Here is a 13,498-nt window from a genome sequence, read left to right on the forward strand (position 1 = left end):
TCATGACAAAACCTATTCTAGATAAAGAAGCAGTCGGAGATTTATTACCACAAAAGTTCCCTTTTGTCATGGTAGATAAAATGTTTTCGTTTGATGAAACTTCTTTGGTTGCTGGTTTAAAAATTGAAAGTGAAAATATTTTTACAGAAAATGGGATTTTTTTAGAAGCAGGGTTAATAGAACATATGGCACAATCTGTGGCTTTGCATACAGGATATGTTTTTTTCCTGAAACAAGAAAAAGCTCCAACAGGATATATAGGTTCTATCAAGCAAATTGATATAAAAAAATTGCCTAGTGTAAACGACGAAATTCAATCGACGATAACAATTATACAAGAATTTGCCGGAATAACATTGGTAGATATTGTTACGACATTAAACGACGAAGAAATTGCCAACGGACAAATGAAAACCGTTTTGGCTAAATAATATATCAAATGGACACTTTAGTAGACATCCGTAATTATCTTCCGCACCGTGAGCCAATGCTTATGGTCGATTTGATTCTTACGATAGATGCACAAAGTGTAGAAACCATTTTTTTGATAAAAGAAGATAATATTTTTGTTGACAGGAATACTTTTATCGAAGCTGGATTAATAGAGAATGTAGCACAAACTTGTTCCTCTATTGTGGCACAAAAATATTTTGCCAGTCCAAATGGAGAAGAAAATGTAAGCGTTATTGGTTTTATCAGTACGCTAAAAAATCTCAAAATATACGAATTACCAAAAGTGAACACAAGCATAATTACACGAGCAACATTAGTTTCTAAATTTGCTGGAGACGATTATACATTATGTACGATGAGTTGCGAAAGCTTTTATGAAGAAACACAACTTTTGGAATGTGAAATTAATTTGTTCATTCAAAAAACAAATCCAATCATGCAATAATTTAAACATGGATTTAAAAAAGATATTGTTTCATGTTTTAATACGAATAGCAATTTTAATATTGTTACTCATTGGTATTTTTATATATAGAAAAATAGACTTTTTTGAATCAGCTTTCTTTTTAATTCAAGCTTATTGTTTATTTCTGCTATTAGAAATGATTTATTATTTTGTAAAGAAAAACAAAAACTTAGCCTTAATAAATCTAATCTTTTTAATTGTAATCGAAATAATACCTGTTTTAGTTTTAATACAATTAACAGTGTAATTTTTAATAGTCCCAATATGGAAAAAGAAAAAGTACCACAAGACCAAGGTAATTTAACCAAAAACAATATGAAGGAGCTAGTATATGCAACCGATGAAAACGGTAATTATACTACAGCTTTAAGTACAGGTTGGGAACCCAAAACTATTGCGCTTTCTAATTCTATCGATGAAATAAACGAACGAATTTCCGACGCAAAATTGCAAGTAAAAAACGGAGAAGTAAGTCCTATTTGTTATTACATGGAATTAAACCGAATGGATTTGCTAATCCTTTCTAATTATGTTGGTATGTGGAAATGGCGCGTAAAAAGGCATTTTAAACCCGCTATCTTTGCAAAACTAAATGATCACATTTTACAAAAATATGCTGATGCCTTTTCGATTTCAGTATCCGAATTAAAAAATTTTAAAACAGATTAATGCAAACTACTTTTACACATCATCAATCGGCACATTGCGAAAATGGAGTAGCTTCAAATTTGCTAAAAAACAGTGGTTTAAATTTAAGTGAACCGATGGTTTTTGGTATTGGCTCAGGACTTTTTTTCGTATACCTGCCTTTTATAAAAGTAAATTATGCACCCGCAATAAGTTACAGAACCTTACCTGGACAAATTTTCAGAAGAGTTGCCAATAGGTTACATTTAAAAATAAAAAGACAAAAATTTTCATCCGTTACCAAAGCAAACCAAGCTTTGGATGAAAATCTAAAAAATAATATCCCAACAGGATTACAAGTTGGTGTTTACAACCTAACATATTTTCCTGATGAATATCGTTTTCATTTTAATGCACATAACTTAGTCGTATACGGAAAAACCGATACCGATTACCTTATTAGTGATCCCGTAATGGAAACCGTTACAACGCTTACACATGACGACCTAGACAAAGTCCGTTTTGCCAAAGGTGCTTTTGCTCCAAAAGGACAAATGTATTATCCTATTCATATTCCTGAGAACGTAGATTTAAAAAGTGCGATTATCAAAGGAATAAAAAATACTTGTCGTGATATGCTTGCGCCAATGCCAATTATTGGTGTGAAAGGGATAAAACTAGTTTCGGGAAAAATCCGAAAATGGCCTCTTAAACATGGAACCAAAAAAGCCAATCATTACTTGGCACAAATGGTACGTATGCAAGAAGAAATAGGAACTGGTGGCGGAGGATTCCGTTTTATATATGCTGCTTTTTTACAAGAAGCTGCTGTTATTTTAAACAATGAAGAATTGAAAGTCCTTTCAAAAGAAATGACACAGATTGGAGATTCATGGAGAGATTTTGCTGTAGAAGCTTCAAGAATCTACAAAAACCGTAGCGCCAAAAATGATGCTTACAATACTATTGCCGACCAACTTTTGGACATTGCCAATAGAGAAGAAGTATTTTTCAAGAAATTAAAAAAAGCAATTAGCTAATATATTTTGCAACCCATTATTCAAATAACATCCCTTTCTAAAAAGTACAAAAATGCAGAAATGTATTCTTTGAACGATTTAACGCTTACCATAAACGAGGGTCAGATTTTTGGTTTATTAGGTCCAAACGGAGCCGGAAAAACGACATTAATTTCGATGCTTTGTGGTTTGGTCAAACCTACATCGGGTTCTTTTACAATTAATGGAATGGCGTATGCAACTAATGCTACCAAAATAAAAAAGTTTATAGGTGTTGTTCCTCAGGAATATGCCCTATATCCTACCCTAACAGCAAGAGAAAATCTACACTATTTTGGGAGTATGTACGGATTAAAAGGTCAGGACTTAAAAGATAAGGTAATCGAAACTTTAGATCTTTTGGGTTTACTAAAATTTGCCGATAAACGCATCGAAACTTTTTCGGGCGGAATGAAAAGAAGGATTAATTTAATTGCAGGAATATTACACAATCCTAAAATTATCTTTCTGGATGAACCAACGGTTGGTGTCGATGTACAATCTAAAAATGCTATTATTGATTATCTAAAATACCTCAACCAAAACAGAACTACTATAATATATACTTCGCATCATTTATCCGAAGCAGAAGATTTTTGTAGTGATATTGCAATACTAGACCAAGGCAAAATTTATGCACAAGGCACTCCATCAGGATTAATTTCGAGCACACAAAATGCTCAAAATCTCGAAGACGTTTTTATTTCATTAACCGGTAAAGAACTGAGAGATGATATATAAATTATGGATGTCTGTCGTAAAAGAATTTCTTTTATTAAAAAGAGATTTAGGAGGATTAATCATTTTATTTGTGATGCCTCTAGTACTTGTTATTACCGTAACCTTAATTCAGGATAGTACTTTTAAAACCGTAAGCGATTCTAAAATAGAAATTCTTCTCGTTAATAACGACAATGGTTCTGTAGCTAAAACGGTTTATGATAATTTACAAAAAAGTAACTTATTTACTGTAGTAACACAGATCAACAATATTCCTTTAACCGAGGATGTTGCCAAAGAAGCTGTTTATAAAGGAAAGTACCAATTAGCAATTGTTATCCCGCAGAACCTAAGCAAAGATTTACAAGCAAAAATAGATCAGAATGTTCAAAAAATAGTAAGTAGTATAGGTTTAACCGATACACTTGCTCTGGCGGAAACTCCTAAAATAATCGACCAAAAGGAAGTTAAACTCTACTTTGATCCTGCGGTACAAATGAGTTTCAAGAATGCCGTTATGAACTCTATCGATAAAATGATTTCGCAAATAGAAACTCATTCTATTTACACCGCTTTTCAAGAACAATTAGGAGAAGGAAGCGCTAGTTTTGAACAAAAAAGTTTTATCACTTTCAAAGAAATAGTTCCTAGAGTAAACAATAAAGAAGTGTTGCCAAATTCAACTCAGCATAACGTTCCTGCTTGGACACTTTTTGCTATGTTCTTTATCGTTATTCCACTTTCGATTAATATTGTAAAAGAAAAAACACAAGGCACTTTTGTTCGGTTATTAACAAATCCGGTTTCAAACCGTGTTGTAATGCTGGGCAAAACAATTACGTATTCCGTAATTTGTATGATTCAGTTTTATATGATGGTTGCCGTTGCTGTATTTCTGTTTCCAGAAATTGGTTTGCCACCGCTTAATATCGAAGGGCATTTATTCCTAATGAGCATTGTTGCTTTGTTCTCTGGATTTGCAGCTATAGGTTTCGGGATTTTATTAGGAACCGTTGCCAAGACACAAGAACAATCGGCTCCGTTTGGTGCAACAAGTGTTATTATCCTAGCTGCAATTGGTGGGGTTTGGGTTCCTGTTTTTGCAATGCCAAAAATCATGCAAATCATTGCCAAATCATCTCCTATGAACTGGGGATTAAATGCATTTTATGATGTGTTATTGCGTAACGCATCTTTCTTAGAAATCATTCCAGAGATAAGTTTATTATTTCTGTTTTTTATAATTACCACAACAATTGCCTTAGCATATGATAAGAAGAAAAGAGCAGTATAATGAAGCTATTGCATTAACAGTTACCGAAGAAGTTAGAGTCCGCTTTAACGAAACCGATGCGCTCGGAATCGTTTGGCATGGCTATTACATAACCTATTTTGAAGATGGTCGTGAAGCTTTCGGGCGCAAACACGGGATTACATATCTAGATGTTGCCGATAGCGGTTATACAACACCAATCGTAAAATCTATTTGCGAACACAAACTATCTTTACGTTATGGCGATGTTATTCGGGTAGAAACGAGTATTGTCGATACACCAGCCGCCAAAATAATTTTTAGATTCAAGATTTTTAATACCAATAATGAGATTGTCTGTACAGGCGAAACCACTCAGGTATTTTTAAATAAAGAAGGAAATTTAATGCTTACCAATCCTCCATTTTATGAAGAATGGAAGAGAAAAGTAGGATTGTTGAAATAACCAATATATTGGATTATGATAAATGATGATGTAAAAAAATATATCAAGCAAAGTGTTCTCTGCTGGTTAGCCACCTCAGATAAAGATAACATGCCCAATGTTTCCCCAAAAGAAATATTTACTTATCAAGATGATTCAACTTTATTAATTGCACATTTAGCATCCCCAAACAGCGCAAACAATATACTGGAAAACCCAAATGTATGCGTGAGTTTTATAGATGTTTTTGTTCAAAAAGGATATAAATTAAAAGGAACTGCAAAATTAATAGACAAAGAAAATCCAGATTTTCAAACAAAATTAAAACCTTTGACTGATTTGTTTTCAGACAAATATCCTATAAAAGCCGTAATTGAGATTACGATTACAAAAATAGAAACAATAAAAGCACCAAGTTACTATCTGTACCCAGAAACAACAGAAGAAAGCCAAATAAACGATGCAATGGCAACATATAATGTTAGCCCAAAACAATAAAAATGACAAAAGCAGTATACATCACGCAAACCAATTGTATCACACCATTAGGATTTAATGTTCCATCAAACATTGAAGCTATCCTTAATGGAGAATCAGGTATTCAGTTGCATGAAGATGTGTCTTTAATGCCGATTCCTTTTTATGCTTCGATTATAAAGGAGGAGAAACTAGATACCGCTTTCGCGAAAGTTAGTTCTAAAACCAACTATTCGAGATTAGAGAAAATGATGATTTTGGCATTAGAACCAATAATCAAAAATTCTAAAATAGATTTAGATTCAAAGACCGCTTTTATACTTTCGACAACAAAAGGAAATGTTACTGCATTAAAAAATGATTCTCCAGATAGTTTTCAGAATGCACATTTGCATACGTTAGCGCAGACAATAGCTGATTATTTTGGATTTAAAACCCAACCAATAGTCGTTTCTAATGCTTGTGTATCTGGAATTTTAGCCGTTTCTGTTGCCAAAAGATTAATACAAAGTAAGCTTTACGACAATGTTTTTATCGTTGCTGGCGATGAAGTTTCAGAATTTGTTTTGTCAGGTTTCAATGCTTTTCAAGCAATGAGTAGTTTGCCATGCAAACCTTATTCATTAAACAGAACTGGTGTAAGCCTTGGCGAAGCGGCTGCTGCAGTTTTAGTTTCGGCGGAAGCAAAAAACGCAAAAATAAAAGTTGCTGGAGATAGTTCTATAAACGATGCCAATCATATTTCGGGTCCTTCAAGAACAGGCGAAGGCTTATACCGAAGTATTCAAAATGCATTGAACGAAGCACAAATAAAACCTGAGAATATCGATTATATTTCGGCACACGGAACCGCAACGTCATTTAATGACGAAATGGAAGCCATTGCTTTCAACCGATTAGAAATGGGAACTGTTCCAGTAAATAGTCTGAAAGGTTTTTATGGTCATACTTTAGGTGCATCAGGACTGTTAGAAACAGTAATTGCAATTGAATCAGTGCTTCAAAACAAGCTTTTTGTTTCCTTAGGCTTTGACGAATTGGGTGTAAGTCAATCGATAAATGTTATTCAGAAAAACGAAGATAAAAATATCGAAACGTTCCTAAAAACAGCTTCTGGTTTTGGAGGTTGTAATACGGCGGTTGTTTTTGAAAAAGTTAAACACCAATTGCACTAATTTTCACAAATTAGCCTTTTAAATTCATATTTAAGCAATAAAAAAAAGATGGAAAACGAGAAAATTTTTAAAACAAAAACTGGATATTGCCATATTCTACCTGATAAATTAATTTTGACAAGAGATGGAATAATTGGTAATGTTTCAGAAGCAGTCGTAGGAAATAGCATCTCAAGAACTTTAATCATCTATTCTGGAATTTCAATTTTCTTATTTTACCAAGCTTTCACAAGTTTTCAAAATAGAGAAAATGGTTCTGCAATATTTTGTAGTCTACTTGCAATTTTCTTGATTTACGGAATTATAAAAAGTGTTAATAATTCTGCAACACCAATCATTGAAAGAAATAAAATCAAAGAAGCTAAATTCGTAAACGGGAAAACAGGTTTAACTCGTTCAAGATTTGAAATTATGTTTAAAGATGAAAATGGAAAATTGAAGAAGCGATTAATTATGCTTCCAGGCTCTTTAAACGACGGGCAAAAAGAAACTGGAAAAGCATTGAAGATGATGGAAGACGAAAAAATAATCACACAATAAATAACTATTTCTCAAATCATAGAAATATTAAATGAAACTACAAAAATTCATATTTATCATTGTCCTTTTTCTTTCACTTTTTGGATGTAAAAAAGAGAAAATTGAGAAAGTCGATGAACTACAATTTGAGAAGAATGTTATTAATAATGTTTTTCTTGAAATAGTTGACTCAATATATATGGATAGAAGAACTATTCTTCCACCACCAATACCAAGAATTGATTTTAAAACCAATAAAGAAGATACAATTGGTTATCATGCTGAATTGAAAAAATATAATTTTGAACAAGACAGTATCAAAAACGATAAAACTCGAATTTTAATTGGTGTTTATGATGATGTAAAGAAAATTAGTCCTCAAGAAACTGAAATTCTTCCCAAAGAAATTAAACTTTCCAAATACTCTTATGACATTTCAAAAGAAACAGACGAATACAAATTTGATTTAAAAACTTTTGAAAATAACAAAAAGTTTAATTTTCAAAGAACATCAAAATATCCTCATGAAAAAAATTGGAATCTCGATGACAAAAGTAATTTATTGCCTGTTGGAACTATTTCAGTATCGAGAATCCAGTTTAATAAAACAAAAACATCCGGGATACTATCTGCCAGTGCTTCTTGTGGAGGTGGTAGATGCAGAAGAGGATTTTTAATTATAATTGAAAATAAATCTGGGAAATGGAAAATTGAGAAAATCATTCATACTTGGGTTTCATAAAATAAAAGAAATATTGCGACTATACATTTTAAAGTATTCAAATCTTAATGAAATTTAAAAAACCAAAAAATTAGTGCTAATTAGTGAAATTAGTGTTTAAAATAAAATGACTCAAAACAAAACATACATATACGATTTTTGCACAATCCAAAACAACGAAATTGTTTTGAACGGAGATTCTATTTTTAAAATAGAACCAACTTCATTTGCTGATTTTTCGAAGCAAACTTATCGCAATTTTGAGGTTAATTATCCTAAGTTTTTCAAAATGGATTCTTTAAGCAAACTTGCTTTTTTAGGAGCCGAATTACTTTTGAAATCAGAAACAGACCCGAACGATAGTGAACTGGCAAAACAAACGGAGAATAATACTGCTTTGCTTTTAGCAAATAAATCATCTAGTTTAGATACCGATGTAAAGTATCAGGAATCTATATCCGATAAGGAAAACTATTATCCAAGTCCTGCGGTTTTTGTTTATACCTTGCCAAACATTTGCCTAGGCGAAATTAGCATACGCCATCAACTAAAAAGTGAGAATTCTTTCTTTATATTTGACGCCTTCAATCCAGAATTTATGACCAGTTATGCCAATACGCTTTTGCATACCAATAAAGCAGAAAAGGTACTTTGTGGATGGGTTGAATTTTTTAATGAAGAATATAAAGCTTTTCTTTGCCTGATTGGTAAAGACGAGAATCATAAATACCAAAACGAAACGATAGAAACATTATATAATAAATAATCATGGACGCATTAAAATTAGAATTAAAAAATAAAATTATTACTGTTTTAAACCTTGAAGACATTACGCTTGAGGATATTAATGACAATGATCCTTTGTTTGGAGATGGTTTAGGTTTAGACTCTATCGATGCTCTAGAGTTAATTGTTATTCTAGATAAAGATTACGGAATTAAATTAGTTGACCCGAAAGAAGGAAAAGTAATTTTCCAATCAATTGAGTCAATGGCTGCATATATTACAGCAAACAGAACTAAATAGACTTGTTTAGACTTTCTTAGATAAAAGTATTGTCTAAAATTTAAAAAGTCAAATTTAAAGTTAGTCTGCGCATTTTTGTCATTTCGACGAAGGAGAAATCTCCGCAAGAAACTAACCCACAGTTTTTTCTTAATTTGTCGAGTTACTCGTGAAGATTTCTCCTTCGTCGAAATGACAAGTTTGGGATTATTTTGTGTAAAACTAAAACTAGATAAACAACTTTAGACTCTTAGAATTAAGAGATCTAAAAGCCTAAAAAACAAGTCGTCTAAAAAAATGGTAAAAGGAGTTGCTATAACTGGTATGGGGATAATTTCTTCAATCGGGAATTCGGTTGAGGAAAATTATATTTCATTAATAAATAACAAAGTTGCTATTACAACTATCGAAAATATTTCGACAGTTCATGCCGATGTTATTAAAGTTGGTGAAATAAAAAAAACCAATGCTGAGTTAATCGCTCAACTACAACTAGACGAAAACAACAACTTTTCGAGAACAGCTTTATTAGGTACAATTGCTGCCAAAGAAGCTGTTGCCAATGCAGGAATCACATCAATCAACGAATATAAAACGGGATTAATTTCGGCAACAAGTGTTGGCGGAATGGATATGACCGAGAAATATTACTATGATTATTTTGAAAATCCCGAAGTAAGAAAATATATTGTTAGTCATAATTGTGGAGATGTAGCTCAAAAAATTGCCGACGAAATTGGATTAAAAGGCATGGTTACAACAATAAGTACTGCTTGTTCTTCGGCTGCAAATGCAATTATGCTTGGTGCACGATTGATAAAATCCGGAAAACTAGATCGCGTAATTGTTGGCGGAACAGATGCTTTAGCAAAATTTACAATCAATGGTTTTAAAACTTTAATGATATTATCTGATGGTTATAATAAACCTTTTGATGATGAACGCAAAGGGCTAAACTTAGGTGAAGCCGCTGCTTTTTTGGTTTTGGAATCTGATGAAATTGTAGAAAAAGAAAACAAAAAAGTACTCGCTCGTGTTTCGGGTTATGGCAATGCCAATGATGCTTTCCATCAAACTGCTTCGTCGGAAAATGGTGATGGTGCATACCTTGCCATGAAAAAAGCATTTGATGTTGCAGCTTTAAATCCTACCGAGATAGATTATATAAATGTACACGGAACGGCAACTCCTAATAATGATTTATCAGAAGGAAGAGCCATTCTTAGAATATACGACGAAAAACCTGTTCCTGATTTTAGCTCGACTAAACCTTTTACAGGTCATACACTAGCAGCAGCTGCGGCAATCGAAGCTGTTTATAGCATACTTGCTATTCAGAACAATGTAGTTTTCCCTAGTTTAAATTTCGAAACACCAATGCAGGAATTTAACTTGACACCACAAACATCGTTAAAACATAAAAATATCGAACACGTATTATCCAATTCTTTCGGATTTGGTGGTAATTGTTCCACTCTTATATTTTCTAAAAACAAATGAGAAAGACGTATATAAATGGTACAGGTTGTCTTTCAGCTCAAAAAACATTTGATACTGTTTTTCTGGAAGATGCCGAATGGAATAAAAATGACAACGTTTTATTTATAAAAAAACCTGTTTACAAAGACTTTATTTCTCCCGTTGCAAGCCGAAGAATGGCTAACGGAATCAAAAATGGAATCGTAGCTTCGGCTTATGCCATGAAAGAAGCTAATGTTACCAATATCGATGCTATTATTACTGGAACTGGAATGGGTTGTATCGAAGATTCAGAGAAATTCCTGAAAGCAATTATCGACAATAACGAGGAGTTCTTAACGCCTACCGCTTTTATACAATCTACACACAATACAGTTGGAGCACAAATTGCCCTTACGCTACAATGCAAAGGATATAATTTTACTTATGTAAATGGTGCAATCTCATTTGAATCGGCTCTTTTGGATGCAAAAATGCAAATCGAAGGAGACGAAGCCAATTCAGTATTAGTTGGTGGAGTTGATGAAAACGGTGATTATACAATATCGCTTTTTAAACTAGCAGGATACATCAAAGAAGAAAGAAACGAACCTTACGAACTTTTAAATGAAACCACAAAAGGTGCTGTTTATGGTGAAGGTGCTAGTTTTTTTGTTTTAGAAAATGAAAGAAAAGAAACTACGTATGCAGAACTTGCAGATGTAGAAATAAAAAACAGATTATTAGAAGATGAAATTGAATCTGAAATTATCGAATTTCTGAAATCAAATAAATTACAAATCTCAGATATTGATGCTGTCGTTTTAGGATTTAATGGTGATGTTGAATTTGATTCTTATTATAAGAACTTAGCCGAAAAAGCTTTCGCAAATACACCACAAGTTTATTACAAACATTTATGTGGAGAATACAATACGGCTTCCTCTTTCGGGTTATGGGTTGGTTCTAAAATTATCCAAACACAAACAATCCCCGAACTAATTAAAGTAAATTCATTAGAGAAACCATCATATAATACCATTTTATTATACAACCAATTAAACGGTAAAGACCATAGTTTTACATTAATTACAAAATGATAACGCACAAAAAAACCTCTTTGTTTTTTATCATCCTATTGCTTTTACTGCTTCTTACGAAACTTTATATCGCAATCAATATTTGGTGGTTTATTATCATTGGAATAATCTGGTTGAGTATTGTTGCCATAAACTCGGCACGGATAAATTCTAATTATCATGTAAGAGCTTATTGCAATAATCCATCAATGACCAGAAAGAAAATTGCATTAACTTTTGATGATGGCCCAAGCGAAACTACATTAGAAATTCTGGATGTTCTAAAAAAATATGATGTAAAAGCTACCTTTTTTTGCATTGGAAAAAACATAGAAAAACATCCCGAAATTATAGAACGTATCCTATCCGAAGGTCATTTGGTAGGGAATCATTCTTATAGTCATTCTCATTTTTTTGATTTTTATAATGCAAAAAAAATACTCGAAGAACTGGAGAAAACAGATGCACTTCTGGAAAAATTCACCAACAAAAAAATCAAGTTTTTCCGTCCACCCTATGGCGTAACAACTCCATCCATCCGAAGAGCTTTAAAAATAAGCAAGCATAAAGTAATTGGTTGGAATATACGATCACTTGATGGTGGCATTAAAGATCAGGAAATCATTTACAATCGTATTATAAAACGACTTTCTCCCGGCGGAATTGTACTTTTGCACGATACAGCCAAACATTCCGTTTTGGTCTTGGAACAGTTCTTGCAGTTCCTGCAGCAAAACAATTATACCGTGATTTCGGTTAAAAAACTTTTGAATCTTAAAGCATATGAAGACTAAAATATATTTATTCGTTATTATCCTGAATCTGTTCGTATTGAACACCTTCGCACAAGAACAAAAAATGTCCGATAGTGAAATCACAGCTTTCAAACAATCCGTTAACGTAGTTTCTAAAAAAATAAAAACGTTAAGTACTGATTTTGTTCAATACAAGCATTTAGATTTTTTATCTAAGGATATTGAAACATCCGGAAAAATGATTTTTAAGGAACCAAGCTTATTACAATGGCAATACAAGAAACCTTATAATTATACTATTGTATTTAAGAACGGTAAAATCCTAATTAACGACGAAGGAAAAAAGAGCGCTGTAGACATTGGCAATAGCAAAATTTTTAGTCGTATTAATAAATTAATTGTAGGTAGCGTAAGCGGAGATATGTTTGATGATAAGGAATTTAGCATCAGCTATTTTAAATCCAAAAATCAGAACATCGCCAAGTTTATTCCAAAAGATGCAACTTTAAAAAAATACATCAAACAAATAGAATTGACTTTTGATAAAGAAGACGCAACTGTTGTTCAGGTAAAATTGCTTGAATCATCTGAAGATTATACTCGAATTGTACTTAAAAATAAAGTAATAAATGCAAAAATCGACGACTCCGTTTTTACTAATTAATTGCTTTCTAGTTATTTTCCTATTTTCTTGTGGTTCAAAAATTACCGAAAATTATTCTCCAAAACCATTAGAAAAAACGACTTACGAAGCACCTTATTTTTCTAACCCAAAAATCGATTATGTTTATAAAGCAAACATAACCGTTTATGGTCACGAATTATCTGGGATTTTTATAGCCAAGAAAATAAATGATACCACGCACCGAGTTGTATTTACAACCGAATTTGGTAATAAATTATTAGATTTTGAGATTTCGGAAACTACCTTTAAAGTCAACTCAATTGTGTCTGAATTAGATCGAAAAATTCTTATTTCGACCTTAAAAAAAGATTTCAGATTACTTCTTAAAAAAGACTATACAATAGACAAAAAATTTGAAAATCAAGAAAATACCATCTACCAAACTAAAGATGGCAAACAATATAATTTCATATTTTTATCTAAAGAAAATAACAAACTAGAGAAAGTAGTACACGCTTCAGAGACAAAAGAAAAAATAACTATCAGTTTTAGTTCGGAAAACAATATTTTTGCAGAAAAAACTGAGATTTTACATCAGAATATAAAGTTAAAAATAGAGCTAAACTATTTTAAAACAGAATAAAATTTAAACTAATCATCAAA

Annotated in this window: 18 protein-coding genes; all 18 read left to right on the plus strand. The window is 32.2% G+C overall.

Going from position 1 to position 13,498, the window contains the following annotated elements:
- The first annotated feature begins 2 nt into the window (after positions 1 to 2).
- The 18 genes from IW20_RS06470 to IW20_RS06555 all read left to right on the plus strand — a co-directional run bounded on the left by IW20_RS06470 (position 3) and on the right by IW20_RS06555 (position 13,478).
- Positions 3 to 431, plus strand: coding sequence for a hypothetical protein (locus tag IW20_RS06470; RefSeq protein WP_035620072.1), 429 nt, complete (start codon positions 3 to 5; stop codon positions 429 to 431).
- A gap of 8 nt (positions 432 to 439) precedes the next feature.
- Positions 440 to 898, plus strand: a complete 459-nt coding sequence (locus IW20_RS06475) for an ABC transporter permease (protein ID WP_035620075.1) — start codon at positions 440 to 442, stop codon at positions 896 to 898.
- A gap of 285 nt (positions 899 to 1,183) precedes the next feature.
- On the plus strand, positions 1,184 to 1,588 hold the full coding sequence (locus tag IW20_RS06480; RefSeq protein ID WP_035620215.1) for a hypothetical protein: 405 nt from the start codon (positions 1,184 to 1,186) through the stop codon (positions 1,586 to 1,588).
- A complete protein-coding gene (locus IW20_RS06485; RefSeq protein ID WP_035620078.1) occupies positions 1,588 to 2,586 on the plus strand; it encodes a BtrH N-terminal domain-containing protein in 999 nt (332 codons plus the stop codon). The genes IW20_RS06480 and IW20_RS06485 overlap by 1 nt, the downstream gene beginning before the upstream one ends.
- A gap of 60 nt (positions 2,587 to 2,646) precedes the next feature.
- Positions 2,647 to 3,345 (plus strand): ABC transporter ATP-binding protein, encoded by a 699-nt coding sequence (locus tag IW20_RS06490; protein WP_035620218.1) that lies wholly within the window; start codon positions 2,647 to 2,649, stop codon positions 3,343 to 3,345.
- Entirely contained in the window at positions 3,335 to 4,618 is a 1,284-nt protein-coding gene (locus tag IW20_RS06495) for an ABC transporter permease (protein WP_035620080.1), read from the plus strand. The genes IW20_RS06490 and IW20_RS06495 overlap by 11 nt, the downstream gene beginning before the upstream one ends.
- A complete protein-coding gene (locus IW20_RS06500) occupies positions 4,593 to 5,042 on the plus strand; it encodes an acyl-CoA thioesterase (RefSeq protein ID WP_035620083.1) in 450 nt (149 codons plus the stop codon). The genes IW20_RS06495 and IW20_RS06500 overlap by 26 nt, the downstream gene beginning before the upstream one ends.
- 15 nt (positions 5,043 to 5,057) lie before the next feature.
- A complete protein-coding gene (locus tag IW20_RS06505; protein ID WP_035620086.1) occupies positions 5,058 to 5,519 on the plus strand; it encodes a pyridoxamine 5'-phosphate oxidase family protein in 462 nt (153 codons plus the stop codon).
- Positions 5,520 to 5,521: 2 nt separating this feature from the next.
- Positions 5,522 to 6,673, plus strand: a complete 1,152-nt coding sequence (locus IW20_RS06510; RefSeq protein WP_035620093.1) for a beta-ketoacyl-[acyl-carrier-protein] synthase family protein — start codon at positions 5,522 to 5,524, stop codon at positions 6,671 to 6,673.
- A gap of 48 nt (positions 6,674 to 6,721) precedes the next feature.
- The gene (locus IW20_RS06515) at positions 6,722 to 7,213 is read left to right on the plus strand and encodes a hypothetical protein (RefSeq protein ID WP_035620094.1); all 492 of its coding nucleotides are present in this window, start codon (positions 6,722 to 6,724) and stop codon (positions 7,211 to 7,213) included.
- 31 nt (positions 7,214 to 7,244) lie between these two features.
- Positions 7,245 to 7,934, plus strand: coding sequence for a hypothetical protein (locus IW20_RS06520; protein WP_035620095.1), 690 nt, complete (start codon positions 7,245 to 7,247; stop codon positions 7,932 to 7,934).
- 106 nt (positions 7,935 to 8,040) lie between these two features.
- Positions 8,041 to 8,679 carry a 3-oxoacyl-ACP synthase gene (locus IW20_RS06525; RefSeq protein WP_035620097.1) on the plus strand — a complete coding sequence of 213 codons (639 nt, stop codon included), beginning with the start codon at positions 8,041 to 8,043 and terminating at the stop codon, positions 8,677 to 8,679.
- Positions 8,680 to 8,681: 2 nt separating this feature from the next.
- On the plus strand, positions 8,682 to 8,939 hold the full coding sequence (locus tag IW20_RS06530) for a phosphopantetheine-binding protein (RefSeq protein WP_035620100.1): 258 nt from the start codon (positions 8,682 to 8,684) through the stop codon (positions 8,937 to 8,939).
- A gap of 276 nt (positions 8,940 to 9,215) precedes the next feature.
- Positions 9,216 to 10,418: a beta-ketoacyl-[acyl-carrier-protein] synthase family protein gene (locus IW20_RS06535; RefSeq protein ID WP_035620103.1), complete on the plus strand. Its 1,203-nt coding sequence runs from the start codon at positions 9,216 to 9,218 to the stop codon at positions 10,416 to 10,418.
- On the plus strand, positions 10,415 to 11,476 hold the full coding sequence (locus tag IW20_RS06540; RefSeq protein WP_035620105.1) for a beta-ketoacyl synthase N-terminal-like domain-containing protein: 1,062 nt from the start codon (positions 10,415 to 10,417) through the stop codon (positions 11,474 to 11,476). The genes IW20_RS06535 and IW20_RS06540 overlap by 4 nt, the downstream gene beginning before the upstream one ends.
- Positions 11,473 to 12,249, plus strand: coding sequence for a polysaccharide deacetylase family protein (locus tag IW20_RS06545; protein ID WP_035620106.1), 777 nt, complete (start codon positions 11,473 to 11,475; stop codon positions 12,247 to 12,249). Before IW20_RS06540 ends, IW20_RS06545 begins: the two co-directional genes overlap by 4 nt.
- Positions 12,239 to 12,874 (plus strand): LolA family protein, encoded by a 636-nt coding sequence (locus tag IW20_RS06550; protein ID WP_035620107.1) that lies wholly within the window; start codon positions 12,239 to 12,241, stop codon positions 12,872 to 12,874. Before IW20_RS06545 ends, IW20_RS06550 begins: the two co-directional genes overlap by 11 nt.
- A complete protein-coding gene (locus tag IW20_RS06555) occupies positions 12,840 to 13,478 on the plus strand; it encodes a hypothetical protein (RefSeq protein WP_035620109.1) in 639 nt (212 codons plus the stop codon). The genes IW20_RS06550 and IW20_RS06555 overlap by 35 nt, the downstream gene beginning before the upstream one ends.
- The last annotated feature ends 20 nt before the right edge of the window (positions 13,479 to 13,498 follow it).

Origin of the sequence: Flavobacterium hydatis, from assembly GCF_000737695.1 — a bacterium.
GTDB lineage: Bacteria > Bacteroidota > Bacteroidia > Flavobacteriales > Flavobacteriaceae > Flavobacterium > Flavobacterium hydatis.

Bases quoted from the DNA above. Each gene is read 5' to 3' on its own strand.
- IW20_RS06505 (WP_035620086.1), top strand. From the start codon at position 5,058: ATGATAAATGATGATGTAAAAAAATATATCAAGCAAAGTGTTCTCTGC.
- IW20_RS06510 (WP_035620093.1), top strand. From the start codon at position 5,522: ATGACAAAAGCAGTATACATCACGCAAACCAATTGTATCACACCATTA.
- IW20_RS06540 (WP_035620105.1), top strand. From the start codon at position 10,415: ATGAGAAAGACGTATATAAATGGTACAGGTTGTCTTTCAGCTCAAAAA.
- IW20_RS06475 (WP_035620075.1), top strand. From the start codon at position 440: ATGGACACTTTAGTAGACATCCGTAATTATCTTCCGCACCGTGAGCCA.
- IW20_RS06470 (WP_035620072.1), top strand. From the start codon at position 3: ATGACAAAACCTATTCTAGATAAAGAAGCAGTCGGAGATTTATTACCA.
- IW20_RS06485 (WP_035620078.1), top strand. From the start codon at position 1,588: ATGCAAACTACTTTTACACATCATCAATCGGCACATTGCGAAAATGGA.
- IW20_RS06530 (WP_035620100.1), top strand. From the start codon at position 8,682: ATGGACGCATTAAAATTAGAATTAAAAAATAAAATTATTACTGTTTTA.
- IW20_RS06525 (WP_035620097.1), top strand. From the start codon at position 8,041: ATGACTCAAAACAAAACATACATATACGATTTTTGCACAATCCAAAAC.
- IW20_RS06555 (WP_035620109.1), top strand. From the start codon at position 12,840: ATGCAAAAATCGACGACTCCGTTTTTACTAATTAATTGCTTTCTAGTT.
- IW20_RS06545 (WP_035620106.1), top strand. From the start codon at position 11,473: ATGATAACGCACAAAAAAACCTCTTTGTTTTTTATCATCCTATTGCTT.
- IW20_RS06535 (WP_035620103.1), top strand. From the start codon at position 9,216: ATGGTAAAAGGAGTTGCTATAACTGGTATGGGGATAATTTCTTCAATC.
- IW20_RS06520 (WP_035620095.1), top strand. From the start codon at position 7,245: ATGAAACTACAAAAATTCATATTTATCATTGTCCTTTTTCTTTCACTT.
- IW20_RS06500 (WP_035620083.1), top strand. From the start codon at position 4,593: ATGATAAGAAGAAAAGAGCAGTATAATGAAGCTATTGCATTAACAGTT.
- IW20_RS06550 (WP_035620107.1), top strand. From the start codon at position 12,239: ATGAAGACTAAAATATATTTATTCGTTATTATCCTGAATCTGTTCGTA.
- IW20_RS06490 (WP_035620218.1), top strand. From the start codon at position 2,647: ATGTATTCTTTGAACGATTTAACGCTTACCATAAACGAGGGTCAGATT.
- IW20_RS06515 (WP_035620094.1), top strand. From the start codon at position 6,722: ATGGAAAACGAGAAAATTTTTAAAACAAAAACTGGATATTGCCATATT.
- IW20_RS06495 (WP_035620080.1), top strand. From the start codon at position 3,335: ATGATATATAAATTATGGATGTCTGTCGTAAAAGAATTTCTTTTATTA.
- IW20_RS06480 (WP_035620215.1), top strand. From the start codon at position 1,184: ATGGAAAAAGAAAAAGTACCACAAGACCAAGGTAATTTAACCAAAAAC.